The sequence below is a fragment of the Streptomyces sp. HUAS TT11 genome (assembly GCF_051553595.1).
Classification (GTDB): Bacteria; Actinomycetota; Actinomycetes; order Streptomycetales; family Streptomycetaceae; genus Streptomyces.
Genome location: NZ_CP196184.1, coordinates 4,183,016 through 4,201,388, shown reverse-complemented (window position 1 = coordinate 4,201,388; position 18,373 = coordinate 4,183,016). Strand labels below are relative to the sequence as shown.

At 65.9% G+C, this 18,373-nt stretch carries 13 protein-coding genes and 3 rRNA genes; 13 read left to right on the top strand and 3 right to left on the bottom strand.

Annotated elements, in window-relative coordinates; genetic code table 11:
- The first annotated feature begins 718 nt into the window (after nt 1-718).
- The 12 genes from ACSHXN_RS18785 to ACSHXN_RS18730 all read left to right on the top strand — a co-directional run bounded on the left by ACSHXN_RS18785 (nt 719) and on the right by ACSHXN_RS18730 (nt 13,749).
- Nucleotides 719-2,242 (top strand): 16S ribosomal RNA (locus ACSHXN_RS18785).
- A gap of 304 nt (nt 2,243-2,546) precedes the next feature.
- Nucleotides 2,547-5,649: ribosomal RNA gene (locus tag ACSHXN_RS18780) — 23S ribosomal RNA — on the top strand.
- Between the two features lie 89 nt (nt 5,650-5,738).
- Nucleotides 5,739-5,855: ribosomal RNA gene (gene rrf / locus ACSHXN_RS18775) — 5S ribosomal RNA — on the top strand.
- Together the 16S, 23S and 5S rRNA genes form the textbook arrangement of a ribosomal RNA operon.
- 71 nt (nt 5,856-5,926) lie before the next feature.
- Nucleotides 5,927-6,571 carry an HAD family hydrolase gene (locus ACSHXN_RS18770; RefSeq protein ID WP_355140659.1) on the top strand — a complete coding sequence of 215 codons (645 nt, stop codon included), beginning with the start codon at nt 5,927-5,929 and terminating at the stop codon, nt 6,569-6,571.
- Between the two features lie 104 nt (nt 6,572-6,675).
- Nucleotides 6,676-7,377: a VC0807 family protein gene (locus tag ACSHXN_RS18765; protein ID WP_438303391.1), complete on the top strand. Its 702-nt coding sequence runs from the start codon at nt 6,676-6,678 to the stop codon at nt 7,375-7,377.
- A 66-nt stretch (nt 7,378-7,443) separates the two neighbouring features.
- Nucleotides 7,444-8,655, top strand: coding sequence for an MFS transporter (locus ACSHXN_RS18760; RefSeq protein ID WP_356296200.1), 1,212 nt, complete (start codon nt 7,444-7,446; stop codon nt 8,653-8,655).
- Nucleotides 8,606-9,778, top strand: a complete 1,173-nt coding sequence (locus ACSHXN_RS18755; RefSeq protein WP_355140656.1) for an acetoin utilization protein AcuC — start codon at nt 8,606-8,608, stop codon at nt 9,776-9,778. Before ACSHXN_RS18760 ends, ACSHXN_RS18755 begins: the two co-directional genes overlap by 50 nt.
- Nucleotides 9,779-9,902: 124 nt before the next feature.
- Nucleotides 9,903-10,718, top strand: coding sequence for a phosphatase (locus tag ACSHXN_RS18750; RefSeq protein ID WP_438303390.1), 816 nt, complete (start codon nt 9,903-9,905; stop codon nt 10,716-10,718).
- A gap of 129 nt (nt 10,719-10,847) precedes the next feature.
- Entirely contained in the window at nt 10,848-11,060 is a 213-nt protein-coding gene (locus ACSHXN_RS18745; protein ID WP_004984898.1) for a helix-turn-helix domain-containing protein, read from the top strand.
- Nucleotides 11,061-11,202: 142 nt separating this feature from the next.
- Nucleotides 11,203-11,301 carry a 30S ribosomal protein bS22 gene (locus tag ACSHXN_RS18740; protein ID WP_003948845.1) on the top strand — a complete coding sequence of 33 codons (99 nt, stop codon included), beginning with the start codon at nt 11,203-11,205 and terminating at the stop codon, nt 11,299-11,301.
- A 325-nt stretch (nt 11,302-11,626) separates the two neighbouring features.
- Nucleotides 11,627-12,688, top strand: a complete 1,062-nt coding sequence (locus tag ACSHXN_RS18735; protein WP_355140654.1) for an NAD-dependent epimerase/dehydratase family protein — start codon at nt 11,627-11,629, stop codon at nt 12,686-12,688.
- 14 nt (nt 12,689-12,702) lie between these two features.
- Complete coding sequence (locus ACSHXN_RS18730; RefSeq protein ID WP_355140653.1) at nt 12,703-13,749, top strand: lysophospholipid acyltransferase family protein; 1,047 nt, start codon at nt 12,703-12,705, stop codon at nt 13,747-13,749.
- Between the two features lie 77 nt (nt 13,750-13,826).
- Here the strand turns inward: ACSHXN_RS18730 and ACSHXN_RS18725 are convergent, their stop codons facing one another.
- The 3 genes from ACSHXN_RS18725 to ACSHXN_RS18715 form a co-directional block, all read right to left on the bottom strand.
- A complete protein-coding gene (locus tag ACSHXN_RS18725; RefSeq protein WP_355140652.1) occupies nt 13,827-15,077 on the bottom strand; it encodes a DUF5667 domain-containing protein in 1,251 nt (416 codons plus the stop codon).
- 244 nt (nt 15,078-15,321) lie between these two features.
- On the bottom strand, nt 15,322-16,098 hold the full coding sequence (locus ACSHXN_RS18720) for an ECF subfamily RNA polymerase sigma factor, BldN family (RefSeq protein WP_355140651.1): 777 nt from the start codon (nt 16,096-16,098) through the stop codon (nt 15,322-15,324).
- A 662-nt stretch (nt 16,099-16,760) separates the two neighbouring features.
- Nucleotides 16,761-17,687 carry an HAD family hydrolase gene (locus tag ACSHXN_RS18715; RefSeq protein ID WP_355140650.1) on the bottom strand — a complete coding sequence of 309 codons (927 nt, stop codon included), beginning with the start codon at nt 17,685-17,687 and terminating at the stop codon, nt 16,761-16,763.
- Nucleotides 17,688-17,869: 182 nt separating this feature from the next.
- Here ACSHXN_RS18715 and ACSHXN_RS18710 point away from each other — a divergent pair, with 182 nt between their 5' ends.
- The gene (locus ACSHXN_RS18710) at nt 17,870-18,145 is read left to right on the top strand and encodes a glutaredoxin family protein (RefSeq protein WP_355140649.1); all 276 of its coding nucleotides are present in this window, start codon (nt 17,870-17,872) and stop codon (nt 18,143-18,145) included.
- The last annotated feature ends 228 nt before the right edge of the window (nt 18,146-18,373 follow it).

Here is an 18,373-nt window from a genome sequence, read left to right as displayed (position 1 = left end):
TGAGTTCGGCCGCCGTCAGGCGGCCCACCACTGCTGGTTGCACGTACGCGAAGTCATGGGTCAGAGAGTACGCCCTACGGGGCAGGGATGCCGGGGGTTGACACGCGCCAGCCCGATCCGTAAAGTTCTTCGGGTTGTCCGACGTGAGCGCCGATCAAGGTCGGTCCCCGGACAGCCACTCCGCAGGTACCCACCGATTATCGGCGATACGTCGTCGTGTGTATTGGCATGTGTATTTTCGGAATGAGGAATCCGCGTTCGAGCTCAGGTGAGGGCGCAGCCCCCGATTAGCTCGGACGGCAGGAATCCGCTAAAGTCTCACTCGTCGGAACGGCCGAGAGGCAGGGAAGACAATCCCGGTTGACTGGGAGTCAGGCCCCGAAGGGAACTGAGGGATCTGATAGAGTCGACAACGCCGGAAGGCCGAAAGGCCGGAAAGCACCGAGGAAATCGGATCGCGAAATGGTCTGATAGAGTCGGAAACACGAAGGGAAGCGCCCGGAGGAAAGCCCGAGAGGGTGAGTACGAAGGAAGCGTCCGTTCCTTGAGAACTCAACAGCGTGCCAAAAGTCAACGCCAGATATGTTGATACCCCGTCTCCAGCATGTGCTGGGGCGAGGTTCCTTTGAAATAACACAGCGAGGATGCTGTGGACCGGGGGGATTATTCCTCCTCCTGGTCCCGCTCTCGTGGTGTTCGACCGGATATCCGGTAAACATTCACGGAGAGTTTGATCCTGGCTCAGGACGAACGCTGGCGGCGTGCTTAACACATGCAAGTCGAACGATGAAGCCCTTCGGGGTGGATTAGTGGCGAACGGGTGAGTAACACGTGGGCAATCTGCCCTGCACTCTGGGACAAGCCCTGGAAACGGGGTCTAATACCGGATACGAGCCTCCCGGGCATCTGGGAGGTTGGAAAGCTCCGGCGGTGCAGGATGAGCCCGCGGCCTATCAGCTTGTTGGTGAGGTAACGGCTCACCAAGGCGACGACGGGTAGCCGGCCTGAGAGGGCGACCGGCCACACTGGGACTGAGACACGGCCCAGACTCCTACGGGAGGCAGCAGTGGGGAATATTGCACAATGGGCGCAAGCCTGATGCAGCGACGCCGCGTGAGGGATGACGGCCTTCGGGTTGTAAACCTCTTTCAGCAGGGAAGAAGCGAGAGTGACGGTACCTGCAGAAGAAGCGCCGGCTAACTACGTGCCAGCAGCCGCGGTAATACGTAGGGCGCAAGCGTTGTCCGGAATTATTGGGCGTAAAGAGCTCGTAGGCGGCTTGTCGCGTCGATTGTGAAAGCCCGGGGCTTAACTCCGGGTCTGCAGTCGATACGGGCAGGCTAGAGTGTGGTAGGGGAGATCGGAATTCCTGGTGTAGCGGTGAAATGCGCAGATATCAGGAGGAACACCGGTGGCGAAGGCGGATCTCTGGGCCATTACTGACGCTGAGGAGCGAAAGCGTGGGGAGCGAACAGGATTAGATACCCTGGTAGTCCACGCCGTAAACGGTGGGCACTAGGTGTTGGCGACATTCCACGTCGTCGGTGCCGCAGCTAACGCATTAAGTGCCCCGCCTGGGGAGTACGGCCGCAAGGCTAAAACTCAAAGGAATTGACGGGGGCCCGCACAAGCGGCGGAGCATGTGGCTTAATTCGACGCAACGCGAAGAACCTTACCAAGGCTTGACATACACCGGAAACATCCAGAGATGGGTGCCCCCTTGTGGTCGGTGTACAGGTGGTGCATGGCTGTCGTCAGCTCGTGTCGTGAGATGTTGGGTTAAGTCCCGCAACGAGCGCAACCCTTGTCCCGTGTTGCCAGCAGGCCCTTGTGGTGCTGGGGACTCACGGGAGACCGCCGGGGTCAACTCGGAGGAAGGTGGGGACGACGTCAAGTCATCATGCCCCTTATGTCTTGGGCTGCACACGTGCTACAATGGCCGGTACAATGAGCTGCGATACCGTGAGGTGGAGCGAATCTCAAAAAGCCGGTCTCAGTTCGGATTGGGGTCTGCAACTCGACCCCATGAAGTCGGAGTCGCTAGTAATCGCAGATCAGCATTGCTGCGGTGAATACGTTCCCGGGCCTTGTACACACCGCCCGTCACGTCACGAAAGTCGGTAACACCCGAAGCCGGTGGCCCAACCCCTCGGGGAGGGAGCTGTCGAAGGTGGGACTGGCGATTGGGACGAAGTCGTAACAAGGTAGCCGTACCGGAAGGTGCGGCTGGATCACCTCCTTTCTAAGGAGCACTTCTCACCGACTTCGGTTGGTCAGAGGCCAGTACATCGGCGAACGTTCGATGCTGGTTGCTCATGGGTGGAACGTTGACTATTCGGCACACTTCGGATGGATGAGGGCGTTAGTACTGCTTCGGCGTGGAACGCGGATCTTGTCGGCGAGTGTGTCGGGCACGCTGTTGGGTGTCTGAGGGTGCGGCCGTTTGGTCGTCCTTCGGCGCCGGCCCCAGTGAACTCGGATTTTGGTCCGGGGTGATGGGTGGTTGGTCGTTGTTTGAGAACTGCACAGTGGACGCGAGCATCTGTGGCCAAGTTTTTAAGGGCGCACGGTGGATGCCTTGGCACCAGGAACCGATGAAGGACGTGGGAGGCCGCGATAGTCCCCGGGGAGTCGTCAACCAGGCTTTGATCCGGGGGTTTCCGAATGGGGAAACCCGGCAGTCGTCATGGGCTGTCACCCGCTGCTGAACTCATAGGCAGTGTGGAGGGAACGAGGGGAAGTGAAACATCTCAGTACCCTCAGGAAGAGAAAACAACCGTGATTCCGGGAGTAGTGGCGAGCGAAACCGGATGAGGCCAAACCGTATACGTGTGAGACCCGGCAGGGGTTGCGTGTGCGGGGTTGTGGGTTCTTTCTTCTGCGGTCTGCCGGCCGTGGGGCGAGTCAGAAACCGTTGATGTAGACGAAGGACATGCGAAAGGTCCGGCGTAGAGGGTAAGACCCCCGTAGTCGAAACGTCAGCGGCTCGTTTGGAAGATACCCAAGTAGCACGGGGCCCGAGAAATCCCGTGTGAATCTGGCGGGACCACCCGCTAAGCCTAAATATTCCCTGGTGACCGATAGCGGATAGTACCGTGAGGGAATGGTGAAAAGTACCCCGGGAGGGGAGTGAAATAGTACCTGAAACCGTGTGCCTACAAGCCGTGGGAGCACTTTGGTGTGACTGCGTGCCTTTTGAAGAATGAGCCTGCGAGTTTGCGGTGTGTTGCGAGGTTAACCCGTGTGGGGTAGCCGTAGCGAAAGCGAGTCCGAATAGGGCGTATGAGTAGCACGCTCAAGACCCGAAGCGGAGTGATCTAGCCATGGGCAGGTTGAAGCGGAGGTAAGACTTCGTGGAGGACCGAACCCACCAGGGTTGAAAACCTGGGGGATGACCTGTGGTTAGGGGTGAAAGGCCAATCAAACTCCGTGATAGCTGGTTCTCCCCGAAATGCATTTAGGTGCAGCGTCGTGTGTTTCTTGCCGGAGGTAGAGCACTGGATAGGCGATGGGCCCTACCGGGTTACTGACCTTAGCCAAACTCCGAATGCCGGTAAGTGAGAGCGCGGCAGTGAGACTGTGGGGGATAAGCTCCATGGTCGAGAGGGAAACAGCCCAGAGCATCGACTAAGGCCCCTAAGCGTACGCTAAGTGGGAAAGGATGTGGAGTCGCACAGACAACCAGGAGGTTGGCTTAGAAGCAGCCACCCTTGAAAGAGTGCGTAATAGCTCACTGGTCTAGTGATTCCGCGCCGACAATGTAGCGGGGCTCAAGCGTACCGCCGAAGTCGTGTCATTGCAGCATATAGCCCTAACGGGTGTTGTGATGGGTAGGGGAGCGTCGTCTGCCGGGTGAAGCAGCACCGGAAGGTAGTTGTGGACGGTTGACGAGTGAGAATGCAGGCATGAGTAGCGATTCACACGTGGGAAACGTGTGCGCCGATTGACTAAGGGTTCCTGGGTCAAGCTGATCTGCCCAGGGTAAGTCGGGACCTAAGGCGAGGCCGACAGGCGTAGTCGATGGATAACCGGTTGATATTCCGGTACCCGCTGTGAAGCGTCAAACATCGAGCCCATTAATGCTAAGGCCGTGAAGCCGCCCCGGAGCCTTCGGGCAAAGGGGAGTGGTGGAGCCGCCGGCCCAAGGTGGTAGTAGGTGAGTGATGGGGTGACGCAGGAAGGTAGTCCATCCCGGGCGGTGGTTGTCCCGGGGTAAGGGTGTAGGACGTCAGGTAGGTAAATCCGCCTGGCAATAGTCTGAGACCTGATGCCGAGCCGATTGTGGTGAAGTGGATGATCCTATGCTGTCGAGAAAAGCCTCTAGCGAGTTTCATGGCGGCCCGTACCCTAAACCGACTCAGGTGGTCTGGTAGAGAATACCGAGGCGTTCGGGTGAACTATGGTTAAGGAACTCGGCAAAATGCCCCCGTAACTTCGGGAGAAGGGGGGCCACGCTTGGTGAGAGCACTTGCTGCTCGAGCTGGGGGTGGCCGCAGAGACCAGCGAGAAGCGACTGTTTACTAAAAACACAGGTCCGTGCGAAGCCGTAAGGCGATGTATACGGACTGACGCCTGCCCGGTGCTGGAACGTTAAGGGGACCGGTTAGCTCACTTTCGGGTGGGCGAAGCTGAGAACTTAAGCGCCAGTAAACGGCGGTGGTAACTATAACCATCCTAAGGTAGCGAAATTCCTTGTCGGGTAAGTTCCGACCTGCACGAATGGCGTAACGACTTCTCGACTGTCTCAACCATAGGCCCGGTGAAATTGCACTACGAGTAAAGATGCTCGTTTCGCGCAGCAGGACGGAAAGACCCCGGGACCTTTACTACAGTTTGATATTGGTGTTCGGTTCGGCTTGTGTAGGATAGCTGGGAGACTTTGAAGCTTGGACGCCAGTTCAGGTGGAGTCGTCGTTGAAATACCAGTCTGGTCGTGCTGGATGTCTAACCCGGGTCCGTGATCCGGATCGGGGACAGTGTCTGATGGGTAGTTTAACTGGGGCGGTTGCCTCCTAAAGGGTAACGGAGGCGCCCAAAGGTTCCCTCAGCCTGGTTGGCAATCAGGTGTTGAGTGTAAGTGCACAAGGGAGCTTGACTGTGAGACCGACGGGTCGAGCAGGGACGAAAGTCGGGACTAGTGATCCGGCGGTGGCTTGTGGAAGCGCCGTCGCTCAACGGATAAAAGGTACCCCGGGGATAACAGGCTGATCTTCCCCAAGAGTCCATATCGACGGGATGGTTTGGCACCTCGATGTCGGCTCGTCGCATCCTGGGGCTGGAGTCGGTCCCAAGGGTTGGGCTGTTCGCCCATTAAAGCGGTACGCGAGCTGGGTTTAGAACGTCGTGAGACAGTTCGGTCCCTATCCGCTGTGCGCGTAGGAGTCTTGAGAAGGGCTGTCCCTAGTACGAGAGGACCGGGACGGACGAACCTCTGGTGTGCCAGTTGTTCTGCCAAGGGCATGGCTGGTTGGCTACGTTCGGGAGGGATAACCGCTGAAAGCATCTAAGCGGGAAGCCTGCTTCGAGATGAGGACTCCCACCCACTTGATGGGGTAAGGCTCCCAGTAGACGACTGGGTTGATAGGCCGGATCTGGAAGCACGGTAACGTGTGGAGGTGACCGGTACTAATAGGCCGAGGGCTTGTCCATAGAGGCTCGCGTCCACTGTGTTGGTTCTGAAACCACGAACAGCCCCGCCCGGATTTTTTCGGGTGGTGTGGCGTTCTGTTTCGTAGTGTTTCGGTGGTCATAGCGTGAGGGAAACGCCCGGTTACATTCCGAACCCGGAAGCTAAGCCTTTCAGCGCCGATGGTACTGCAGGGGGGACCCTGTGGGAGAGTAGGACACCGCCGAACAAATTGTGAGGGAAACCCCGTACCGTTGGTACGGGGTTTTCCGCATTTCCGGACCGTTTAGGCTCGTACCCATGCGCTATGACCTCGTCATCTTCGACAACGACGGTGTCCTCGTCGACAGTGAGCCCATCTCCAATCGGCTCCTGGCCGGCTATCTGACCGAGATCGGGCATCCGACGTCGTACGAGGACTCCATCCGGGACTTCATGGGATCCGCGATGCACCGGGTTCACGACCTGATACAGGAGCGGACGGGCGAACGGCTGCCGTCCGACTTCGACGATGTCTTCCACGCACGTGTCTTCGCCGCGTTCGAGCAGGAGTTGAAGCCCGTGCCCGGAGTGGTGGACGTGCTGGAGAAACTGTCCGCCGACGGGGTGCCGTACTGTGTGGCCTCCTCCGGGAGCCACGAGCGGATCCGAGTGGGGCACCGTACTACGGGGCTGGACCGCTGGTTCGACGACGGGCGGATCTTCAGTTCCCAGGACGTCGGGCGAGGGAAGCCGGCACCCGATCTGTTCCTCCACGCCGCGGAACGGATGGGGGCCGCGCCGGGCGACTGCCTCGTCGTGGAGGACAGCCCCCTCGGTGTCCGGGCCGCGGTCGCCGCCGGGATGGACGTGTACGGGTTCACCGCCATGACGCCTGCCGACAGGCTCGTGGGTGCCACACAACTGTTCTCCACCATGGCGGAGTTGGCTGACCTGCTCCGATGAGAGCCGCCGTGATTCCGGCCACCGGGCGGCACTGACATTTGTCACGCCGGGCTCCGGACGATCGTTTCTACCGGCGGACCCGCCCCGGCCGCGAAGCTGAGGGCATGACGACGAACTCGGTTTCCCAGGGCCGGAGCAAGAAGCAGAACTTCATTCCGCTGATCATGGACGTGGCGGTGCCGATCGGTTCGTACTACCTGTTCAAGGACGCGTTCGGGACGAGCACGCTGATGGCCCTCGGCCTCAGCAGCGTCGTCCCGGCCGTACGCACGGTGTGGGGCGTGGTCGAAGAGCGCACCATCAACGCGTTCGCCGCGCTCATCCTCTTCGTGAACGTCGTCGGACTGCTGCTGAGCTTCGTCGCGGGCGACCCGCGACTGATGCTCGCCAAGGACAGCGGGGTGAGCAGCGCCATCGGAATCGGGATCCTGGTCTCCGTGGCCATGGGCAAGCCGATGATGACGGCGGGCATGAAGCCCTGGCTGGTGAAGGGCGCCGCGGACAGGGAGGCAGCCTGGGGCCGGCTGCAGAGCGGGTCCCCGGCGTTCCGCCGGGCCGAGCGGGTGTTCTCGGTCGTGTGGGGTGTGGTGCTGCTCGTCGAGTGCGTGGTGCGGGTGGTCGGCGTCTACACACTGCCGGTGGACACGATGGTGTGGCTGGGGTCGGTCGTCCCGGCCGTCGCGATGGTGATCGGGTTCGTGGTCAGCGGTGCTCTCGCCGCCGGGCCGATGGCGCACATGCTCGTCGCCGAGGTGAAGGCCCAGAACGCCGCGGAGCGTCCCCTGGCACTCGCTGCCGCCAGGTGAAGCTGAACAAAAATCATCTTTCACTGGATCTACCCACCGGTAAACCGGGGCCCTACGCTCGCCGCCATGACCGATGTGCTGCGGCGCGGTAGGGCCTCGCTGGCGTTCAGTTTCTTCGCGCAGGGCGCGACCTTCGCCCTGCTGGTGACGCGGATCCCTGCCATCCAGGACCGGTACGGGGTCTCCGACGCCCTGCTTCCCGTCTTCCTCGCCGCGGTGCCGATCCTCGCGGGTGTCGGCAGTGTCACGACCGAGCAGCTCGTCAAGCGCATACGGCCGAGCCGGCTGCTGCGCTGGTCGCAGCCCGTGGTGCTGCTCGCTCTGCTGGGCGTGGGGTCCGGGGGCCATGTGGCCGAACTGGCCGTCTCGCTGGCCGCCTTCGGACTGGCCGTGGGTGCCCTGGACGCCTCGATGAACATGCTCGGGGTGAGCCTTCAACGGACGTACGGGCGCAGCATCATGCTCGGCTTCCACGCCGCCTACAGCCTCGGCGGGATCATCGGCGCCTCGCTCGCCTGGGCGGGCGCGCACTGGCATCTGGCCTTGTGGGTGTCGTATCTGCCGGTGGTGGCTGTGCTGCTGCCCGCGACGTTCCTGGTCAGCCGGTGGTACGTCGACGGGGACGGTCCCGATGGGGACGTTCCGGAGGCCGAGGCCGGCCCGGTGGTCTTCCGGCTGCTGCTTCCGCTGTGCCTGGTGATGACCTTCGCGTACATCGGCGACTCGACCGTCTCCAACTGGAGCGCCAAGTACCTGCAGGACACGCTGGGCAGCTCGGAGCAGCTGGCGACGGTTCCGTACAACGTCTACATGGTGACCACGCTGCTCGGGCGGTCCATCGGGGACTTCGGGGTGCGCCGGTTCGGCGCCGTGGCGGTGGTCCGGCTGGGTGCGCTGGTGGCGGCGGCCGGGTTCGCCGTGGTGGCGGGGGCACCCGGGGCGTGGGTCGGGATGCTGGGATTCACCCTGCTGGGTCTTGGACTGTGCGTCCTCGTGCCGCAGACGTTCGCGGCCGCCGGCCGGCTGTTCCCCGGGGCTTCGGACACGGCGATCGCACGCCTGAACATCTTCAACTATGTGGGCTTCCTTGTCGGTTCGCCCCTTGTGGGCGCGCTCGGGGATGCGTGGAGCTATCGGGGCGCCATGCTCGTGCCGATGGTGTTGGTCCTGGTGACGCTGGTGTACGCCCGCTCGTTCGGGACGGGTCCGGACCGATACGGTGACGGGCATGAGCGGCCGAGCACAGCTGATGTGGGACGAGGCGGTAACGGGCTATGACTTCGGACCCGAGCATCCGATGGATCCGGTCAGACTCGCGCTGACCAGGAAACTCGTCGACGCCTTCGGGCTGGACAGGGACATCGAGGTGGTCGCGGCGAAGCCCGCCGGCGACTCGACGCTGCGACTCGTGCACCGCGAGGACTACGTGGACGCCGTCAAGGCGGCGTCGGCGGACCCGGCGTCGGCCGACGGCGCCTACGGTCTCGGCACCCTGGACGATCCCGCATTCGCCGGGATGCACGAGGTGTCCGCACTGATCGCGGGTCAGTCGGTCGGGGCCGCCGAGTCCGTGTGGCGGGGGGACGCGCTGCACGCGGTGAACTTCGCGGGCGGCCTGCACCACGCGATGCCGGGCGGTGCCTCCGGGTTCTGCATCTACAACGACGCCTCGCTCGCCATCGCCCGGCTGCTCGAACTGGGAGCCGAGCGGATCGCCTATGTGGACGTGGACGTGCACCACGGGGACGGGGTGCAGGCGGCGTTCTGGGACGATCCGCGGGTTCTGACCATCTCGCTGCACGAGCATCCGCGGACCCTTTTCCCGCAGACCGGGTGGCCCGAGGAGACCGGTTCCCCGACCGCGGAGGGCAGTGCGGTGAATCTGGCGCTGCCCGCCGGGACGGGAGACGCCGGGTGGGTGCGGGCCTTCCACGCCGTCGTGCCCGAACTGGTCGCGGACTTCCGGCCGCAGGTGCTGGTGACCCAGCACGGCGCGGACACCCACTTCGAGGACCCGCTCGCCCACCTCGCCGTGTCGCTGGACGCGCAGCGTGCCGTGCAGGTCGCATGCCACGACCTGGCACACGAGTACGCGGACGGACGCTGGATCGCGCTGGGCGGCGGCGGATACGCGGTGGTGGACGTCGTGCCGCGGTCGTGGACGCATCTGGTGGCCATCGCGGCCGGGCGGCCGATCGAGCCGGAGACCGTGATCCCCGACAGCTGGCGGCAGGAAGTCTTCGCCCGCACCCGCCAGTTGGCGCCGGGGCGGATGACGGACGGCCGGTGGCCGGTGGCCTACGCGGACTGGGCGTCGGGATACGACCCCGCCGACCGTCTCGACCAGGCGGTGATCGCGGCGCGCAAGGCGGCGTTCCCGTTGCGGGGGCTGCTCGCCTAGCGGTTGGCCTCTCCCACGGGGCGCGGAGCGCAGGCGAGGGGAAGGGTCGCACGATTACGCCGACTGTGGGGTGTTTCCCCCGTTCTGTACGCGCGAGGGGCGGTGATGGGCCAGCATCGCTGACGTGTTGAGCACCGGAGCACTGCGTGCACATCTGCTGGCCGCCCGGCTCGCCGGCCCCGTGGCCACGTCGCGTGAGGAGAGCCTGCGCAGTTACCGGCTCTTCGCGGCCCGCGATCCCCGTTTACTGATCGGACTCGATCCCGAATGGTCGTGGGGGCAACGGGATCTGGTCGAACTGATGGCGGACAAGTGCGGTGTCTCGGCCGATCCCCGGTGCACCTCCGGGCATGATGTGATCGACCCGGAACGCACGCTGGAGGGTCTGGACGCCTTCGCCCAGCGGATCAAAGAGGCGGCGCGGCACAGGGGCACGGTCCTTCTCGGCACCGGTCATCCGCACCGACTGCTCGACTTCTACGCCGCGATCGCGGACGCGCTGTCGGCGGCGGGATGTACTGTCCTCACCCCTGCGCAGGGTCGCCGTGTCGACATAACGACCCGGTTCGGTCTACGCACGTACAACCTTGATTACGTACGGGGAGTCGCCCTCGTACGGAAACCGGGGGCCGAAGGCGCCGGTTGTGAGCCCGGCGCGCACTCGCACTCGCCGCTGCCGGTTCGCACCGCCCTCGCCGCGGCCGCGGAGTCCGGCGGGCCGTTGCCGGAGTTGGTGATCGGAGACCACGGCTGGGTCTGCGGGGCAGGTCAGCTGGGGTTCGAGGCCATCGGTCTGGCGGATACGGACGATCCTGCGCTCTTCGTCGGGGAGGCAGAGGGGCGTGTGTCCGTCGTCGTTCCACTTGATGACGCTGTGCGGTCTGATTACTACCGACCGCTTACTCGCTATGTACTCAATCGAGCGTGTCTGTCACAGTAGGCCGCCGATGCCATCCCCTCTTCCCCACTCGCACCACACGCACCTACATTGGGGAGTGAGCACGCAGCGACGAAGAGTCACCGGAAGGGGAAGCCGGTGGCCGTCGAGTGCGGAAGGTTCAGGTGTGTCATGGCTGCAGCTGGCGAGAGGCCTCTGAACGAGGTTCAGTTCCTGACCGTGGCGGAAGTCGCCTCGGTGATGCGAGTGTCGAAGATGACCGTGTACCGGCTGGTGCACAGCGGTCACCTGCCGGCGATCCGGGTGGGGAGGTCCTTCCGGGTGCCGGAGCAAGCGGTTCACGAGTACCTCCGCGAGAGCTACGTGGGGGTGGAGACGGCCTGACGGCGGCCCGGCGAGGTCCCCTGGGGCCTCCCGGGTCACCTCGATTACGACCTCAGCGCTCGGGCGGGTAGGCTAGCCCCTCGTAGGTCGTATGGGCCCATGGCGCCCAGCACCGAGTGATGAGAAGTGAGCGAGGGTAGTCGTGGGCTCTGTTATCAAGAAGCGGCGCAAGCGGATGGCCAAGAAGAAGCACCGCAAGCTGCTCAAGCGGACGCGCGTTCAGCGTCGCAACAAGAAGTAAGGCGCGGCCCCGAAAGGGGCGCCCTTGCTCCGCGCATACGTCTGCGCCTTGGCCCCCCACCATCGGTGGGGGGCTCTTGTCGTCTTCGGGCGACGCGCCGCTGGAGTCCCGGCATGCCATCCGGTGGCCGGGTCCGGCTGTGCGTATGTCCGTGGATCACATGGCTCGGTCCCGGTTGTACGTTCGCAGGTGTCGTCACTTCGTGCATCGGGTGGCCATCACAGCGCAACATCGAACCGCTAAGTTGGCCGCATACGGGGAAAGCGGCAGGCTGACGGGCAGAGCGACGTCCACGACTGGACGCGAGGGAAGAGAGGCGCTGATCTTGGGCAAGGTCGTGCTCGTGACCGGGGTGGCCCGCCGACTCGGCGGCCGGTTCGTACGACGGATCCAGCGTGACCCGGAGGTCGACCGCGTCATCGCGGTGGACGCGGTCCCGCCCGAGCACCATTTGGGCGCCGCCGAATTCATCCGGGCCGACATCCGCCAGCCCACCATCGCCCGGGTGCTCGCGGAGCACTCCGTCGACACGGTCGTCCACATGGACGTGACCGGCACCCCGCTGGGCAGCGGCAGCCGGACCACGGTCAAGGAGACCAACGTCATCGGCACGATGCAGTTGCTCGGCGCCTGCCAGAAGTCCCCGACGGTCAAGCGGCTGGTCGTGAAGTCCAGCACGAACGTGTACGGGTCCGCACCCCGCGATCCGGCCGTCTTCACCGAGACGACCCCGCCCAAGTCCCTGCCCAGCGGGGGCTTCGCCAAGGACACCGTCGAGGTCGAGGGGTATGTGCGCGGCTTCGCGCGGCGCCGGCCCGATGTGGCGGTCTGCGTCCTGCGCTTCGCCAACATCCTCGGCCCGATGGCCGACTCGCCGCTCGCCTCGTACTTCTCGCTGCCTGTGCTGCCCACCGTCCTCGGTTACGACCCGCGGTTGCAGTTCGTGCACGAGGACGACGTGATCGAGGTGCTGCGTATCGGTTCGCACGAGCCGCAGCGCGGCACGCTCAACAGCGGCACGTTCAACGTGGCCGGCGAGGGGGTGCTGCTGCTGTCGCAGTGCGCCCGGCGCCTCGGACGGCCGACGGTCCCCCTGCTGCTGCCGGCGGTCACCTGGGTCGGCTCGGCGATGCGCACCCTGGGCATGACGGACTTCTCCCCCGAACAGATCCGGCTGCTCACCCACGGGCGGGTGGTGGAGACGGAGCAGATGCGCGGGACACTGGGGTACGAGCCCAAGTACACCACTGCGGAGACGTTCGCGGACTTCGTCCACAGCCGTGGCCCCGGACTGCTGCCGCCGCAGGCCCTCGCGGGGGCCATGGACCGGATCGCCGCACTGCCCGTCCTGGGCGGTGGCCACCTCCCGACGCAGAGCGCCAACTGAGGAGCGCATCAACAATGGCGGACGCCAAGGTCATTCCGTTCGACGACGACCGGTCCCGCGGGGCTGCCGCGCAGCGGCCGCAGCGCCGCCGGAGCGCGGGGAACCGGCGCAAGGGCGAACCCGCGTCGGTCCGCGAGGTGCAGCCTCTGCCCGGCAGGGAGATTCCGCAGGATGATGTTCCTGTGACGCCTGAGGAAAAGCCGCAGGCCGCCCCCAGGGAGGGCGGGCTGGAGCGACGTATCGCCGGGGGGCTGGCCTTCCTGCGCCGCCGTCTCACGGGCGAGTACGAGGTCGACGACTTCGGCTACGACGAGGAGCTCACCGACCAGGTCCTGATGTCGCTGCTGCGGCCGGTGTACGAGAAGTACTTCCGCGTCGAGGTGAAGGGCGTCGAGAACATCCCCGCCAAGGGCGGGGCGCTGATCGTCGCCAATCACTCCGGCACGCTTCCGCTGGACGGCCTGATGATGCAGGTCGCCGTGCACGACAACCACCCGGCGGGCCGCCATCTCAGGCTTCTCGCGGCCGACTTGGTCTTTGTCCTCCCGGTGATCAACGAACTGGCCCGCAAGGCGGGGCACACCCTCGCGTGCGCGGAGGACGCCGAGCGCCTGCTCGAGCGCGGGGAGCTGGTCGGTGTGATGCCGGAGGGCTTCAAAGGCATCGGCAAGCCGTTCAGCGAGCGCTACAAGCTGCAGCGCTTCGGCCGCGGTGGTTTCGTCTCCACCGCCCTGCGCGCAGGCACCCCGATCATCCCGTGCTCGATCGTCGGGGCCGAGGAGATCTACCCGATGATCGGGAACGCGAAGACCCTGGCCCGGCTGCTGGGCTTCCCGTATTTCCCGATCACTCCGACCTTCCCGTGGCTGGGTCCGCTGGGTGCGATCCCGCTGCCGACGAAGTGGACGATCCAGTTCGGCGAGCCGATCCTCACGGACGGCTATCCGCCGGAGGCCGCCGAGGACCCGATGCTCATGTTCAACCTGACGGACCAGGTCAGGGAGCAGATCCAGCACACGCTGTACAAGCTGCTCGTGCAGCGCCGCTCGGTGTTCTTCTGATCCTGCCGGTGTGCCGGATACGACGACGGGGCGCCCCTGTTATCAGGGGCGCCCCGTCGTGTGTGTCGCTACGGGCCCTACCTGTTCTCCTCGCTGTCGATCCCCAGGCCGGGCAGAAGACCGGGGAGCAGCGGCGGCAGCGTCACGTTCGTCCCCGACGAGGGGCTCTTGCTCGACGACGGGGAGCTGCTGCCGGTGTCCTTCGGCGGGTCCAGCAGACCGCCCGTGTTGCCGCCGAGCAGGCCGTCACTGCCGCTCTGGGAGGCGGACGGCTCGGGCGTGTCGCCACTGCGGCTGCCGGAGGCGGAGCCGCCGGTGGCGCTGGGCGCGGGTGCGTCCGTGCCGGCGGAGTCGGTGGCGCCCGGAGCGGAGCTGCGGGGCCGGCCGGAGCCGCCCTGGGACGGCGCCTGCGGCAGCAGTGACTGCAGCGGGGCGACCTCCTGGTCTATGGCGTCGAAGACCGACGTCACCTGCTGACTGACGTCGCCGAGTTGGACCGGAAGCCGGTCGCGCAGAGCGCCCCACGCCTCGCGGTGCGACTGGGAGAAGGTGGAGAGGGTCTGGATCGGGGCGAGGGAACCGTCCCGCTCGTACGCCTCGTGCAGCAGACGGTGACCTTCGGAGGCGTCGTGCTGCATGCCGGACAGGGTGCGCCGGATCTCGCCCACGGACTCGTGGTCGAGCTGCCCGGTACGGCCGCGCTCCATCAGCCGACGGGCCTCGTTCAACCGGGTGGAGGCCTGGTCGAGATAGAGCCGTCCGCGGTTGTTGTCCCCTTCGGCCATGCCGAGTTTGACGTCCTCGATGCCGCGTTTGAGGCCGTAGAGCGAGTCACCCGGCAGCGCGTCGGAACTGGCAGCGGCCACTCCGCCGAAGGACGCGGCGGCCACTCCGACACCCAGCCCGCCGGCGGCGAGGCCCTTGGTGAGCCGTGTGCGCGGGCGGAACTTCCCCAACGGGCTTGCCCGGTGGGCGCCGCGAGCCCGGTGGGACCGCGGCCCCGTCGCCACGCTGCCCTTCTGGCCGGGCACCGAAGGGTCCGCCGCTTCGCCCCCCAGGGCCGTGCCCTCCTGAAGCATGGCCTCCATCGCGGCGACCAACCGCGCGCGCTGGACGACCTTCACCTCGGGGTCGAGCTCCGGCCTCGGCAGCTCGTCGAGTCGGGTCGCGAGGGCCAACAGGCAGGCCTGCTCGGTCCGTTCCGCAGCAGCCGGGGCCGGAGCCGAACCTCCGGGCGGCTCTGCCGCCGTGCCCCGGTCGTCGGACTGGTCCTCCAAGGCCTGGGCGAAGGCGTTCGCCCGCCGGTGCGCCGATACGTTCGCGATCACTGGCGGCACCTCCTCTCATCATGACGGTCGACTCCCCAGGGGATCCTGAGGGTTGCACGCACTGACCACATCCACACGATCGGGTGGCCGGGGGACGGTCAGGGGTGACTACAGGGAGCCTGTATCCCGCACAACGAGCGGCTCGGCACTTGGGTTACGGACGGCGGATGATCGGACCGCGAACTCAAAGGCCGTGTACGCAGGGTGAGTTGAGCGTTGCCGAGCGTGTGCGGAGCGTGCGGGTTCAGCGGGCGTCTTCGGGCAGCAGCCGGGCCAGGGTGCGGACGGCCCGGTACTGGAGGGTCTTGATCGCGCCCTCGTTCTTCCCCATCACCCGGGCGGTCTCGGCGACGGAGAGGCCCTGGAGGAAGCGGAGCGTCACGCACTCCTGCTGCTGGGGGTTGAGCCGGCGCACGGCGTCGAGCAGCGCGGCGTTCGAGAGGGACTCGAGGACGGAGTCCTCGGGGGACCGCTCGACCTCGTTGGCGTCGAGCATCTCCCCGGTGGTGACTTCGAGCCGGAAGCGGCTCGACTTGAAGTGGTCGGCGACGAGGTTGCGCGCGATCGTGACGAGCCAGGCGCCGAAGTCGCGGCCCTGCCAGGTGAAGGTGCCGATCCGGCGCAGGGCGCGCAGGAAGGTCTCGCTGGTGAGGTCCTCGGCGGTCGCCCTGCCGCCCACCCGGTAGTAGATGTACCGGTACACGGTGTCGCTGTACTGGTCGTACAGGCGCCCGAACGCATCGGCCTCGCCGGCCTGGGCGCGCTCCACGAGGTCCATCATGCGGGCGCTGTCACTGTCCGCAGCGGGGCGGCGTGTGGTGGTGGCGGCCGAGCCGGAGCGGCCCCGTCGGCCACCGACCGCAGCGCTGCCGTCGGCCAGTGCGTAGCACGGGCCGATCGGTGCGGCGGTGGCGAAAGCGGGCGCGGCGTACGCGGTGGGGACGAAGCCGCGCAACAGGTCGAGGACCGTTGCGCGCAGCGTAGCCAGGCCCGAGGCGTCAACCCCGACGTGTGGGTACACGAGACTCCCAGAGGCAGAGCTTCCATCACGTGCAGTACGGAACCGTTCACCCGTCGTAGCGACGGAGAGGTGCCGGATTGCGTCTGAGGAGAATAACGCTTAGTACAGGCGGCGCTACACCCAGTTGCTCAAACAATCGATTACGTCGCTTCTGTAACCGATTGACGCCCACTCAAGTGCCGCAGAGTGACCACTTGTTGATCGGATGAGTCCGTCTTCCGTCTCGGTGCGGGGCGTGTTGTGGCCGGATGAGCGAAGGCGGTGTGGTGGGGAGGGTGCGGGGGTATGACCCCGGAACTGTGCCCGCGGCCCGGGCGAGGCGCGTGAGTGGACAACTGCCGCCAGGTACGGACGGGATCGCGCCGGTCCGTCCGACCGGTCCGCCGTCACGCACAGTCACATGGGCGCGCCGAGGCGCCCGGCACCGTCGGCACCGCTGCCCGCCCGGGCCGGCGGGGAAGGGTGTACGGGTCGCTGTCGTGGGCGCCCGCCCGATCCGCCCCCGCAGGAGGAGTGGTCCCCCGCTGCACACTCGTTCGGTGCAGTCGGAGGCGTGGTCGCCCGGTGCACACGTGTCCCGTGCCGGGGGTGGAGTGGTCGCCCGGCGCGCACCTGTCCGGTGCCTGCGCGGCGGTGCGGTGCGGTTCCGCGGGGTGCGTCGTTCAGCGGCGGCGGCGGTGCAGTGCGATGGCCGCCGCCGTGCCGCCCGCCACCGCGCCCACGCCGGCCGCCGCGGGAAGGCCGACCTTCGCCGCCTTGCGGGCGGTGCGGTAGTCGCGCAGGCGCCAGTCCTGGGCGCGGGCGTGTTTGCGCAGCTTCGTGTCCGGGTTGATCGCGTAGGGGTGGCCCACCAGCGAGAGCATCGGGATGTCGTTGTGGGAGTCGCTGTACGCCGCGCAGCGTGAGAGGTCCAGGCCCTCCGCCGTCGCCAGCGCGCGTACCGCCTCCGCCTTCGCCGGTCCGTGCAGCGGCTCGCCCACCAGCTTGCCCGTGTACACGCCCTCGACCGACTCCGCCACCGTGCCGAGCGCCCCGGTCAGGCCCAGGCGGCGCGCGATGACCGTGGCGATCTCCACGGGTGCGGCGGTGACCAGCCACACCCTCTGGCCCGCGTCCAGGTGCGCCTGTGCCAGCGCCCGGGTCCCCGGCCAGATCCGCTCCGCCATGTACTCGTCGTAGATCTCCTCGCCGATCGACATCAGCTCGGAGACGCGGTGGCCCTTGACGATCGAGAGCGCCGAGTCGCGGGCGTCCTGCATGTGCTCGGGGTCCTCCACCCCGGCCAGCCGGAACCACGCCTGCTGCCAGGCGAACTTGGCCAGGTCGCGCGTCTCGAAGAACTTCCGCTTGTACAGGCCCCGGCCGAAGTGGAACAGGGCGGCGCCCTGCATCACGGTGTTGTCCAGGTCGAAGAACGCCGCGGCCTTGTCGTCCCCGAGCACCGGAAAGTCCGGCTCCTGGTCGGAGACGTCCTGCGGCGCGGTGTCCTGCGAGGACTTGCGCGCGGCCTCCGCCGAGGCCTCGCCTGCCAAAACGCTCCGCGCCGTGGCGGAGCGCCTACGGGGAGTGAGCCATCCGAGAGCGGCCATGTCGTGAGCATAGCCAGTCTGTTCGGTGGTTCCGGAGTCGAGAGGTTTGGAGGCTGTGAACTCTCCGCGACCGTGTCGTTAAAGAAGTGCTGCCGTCGGCGTGGCGGCGGGCCGGCGGCCCGGGGTGCCGGGTTATGGCGCTGGGGCTCCGCCTCCCGCCCTGCGGGGCGAGAATGGCCGACATGAGTCCCATCTTTCGACGCAGCACCGGCCAGGACCCCCGCGACCGGATCGTGACCCTCATCCGCAAGCCCGGCTGCCATCTGTGCGACGACGCACAGATCGTCGTCGAGAAGGTCTGCGGAGAGCTCGGCGTGTCCTGGGAGCGGAAGGACATCACCGAGGACGAGGAGCTCAATCGCCGGTACTGGGAGCAGATCCCCGTCGTACTGGTCGACGGCGAGCAGCACACGTTCTGGCGTGTGAACGAGGAGCGCCTGCGCAAGGCCCTGGCCTAGGACCCGGCGCCCGCGTGACCTGACTGAGTAGTCCAACTGATCCGGAAAGTCGCTTAGGATCGATGGCGAATGGTCTCGGGGGCGTGGATCGTTGAGGAGAGTGTGCGGTTTTGCCCCCAGATCGCAAGGAACGGCGGGGTCTGTGTGCCGGTTCCGTACCCATGCGCCGGGTGTGCGTGACCCCGGTCACGTTGGCCGGGCAAATCGGACACCATCTTTGTGCACGCG

What these genes read in the sequence shown, in the direction of transcription:
- ACSHXN_RS18770 (WP_355140659.1), top strand. Translation starts at nt 5,927, where the DNA reads ATGCGCTATGACCTCGTCATCTTCGACAACGACGGTGTCCTCGTCGAC.
- ACSHXN_RS18765 (WP_438303391.1), top strand. Translation starts at nt 6,676, where the DNA reads ATGACGACGAACTCGGTTTCCCAGGGCCGGAGCAAGAAGCAGAACTTC.
- ACSHXN_RS18760 (WP_356296200.1), top strand. Translation starts at nt 7,444, where the DNA reads ATGACCGATGTGCTGCGGCGCGGTAGGGCCTCGCTGGCGTTCAGTTTC.
- ACSHXN_RS18755 (WP_355140656.1), top strand. Translation starts at nt 8,606, where the DNA reads ATGAGCGGCCGAGCACAGCTGATGTGGGACGAGGCGGTAACGGGCTAT.
- ACSHXN_RS18745 (WP_004984898.1), top strand. Translation starts at nt 10,848, where the DNA reads ATGGCTGCAGCTGGCGAGAGGCCTCTGAACGAGGTTCAGTTCCTGACC.
- ACSHXN_RS18730 (WP_355140653.1), top strand. Translation starts at nt 12,703, where the DNA reads ATGGCGGACGCCAAGGTCATTCCGTTCGACGACGACCGGTCCCGCGGG.
- ACSHXN_RS18715 (WP_355140650.1), bottom strand. Translation starts at nt 17,687, where the DNA reads ATGGCCGCTCTCGGATGGCTCACTCCCCGTAGGCGCTCCGCCACGGCG.
- ACSHXN_RS18710 (WP_355140649.1), top strand. Translation starts at nt 17,870, where the DNA reads ATGAGTCCCATCTTTCGACGCAGCACCGGCCAGGACCCCCGCGACCGG.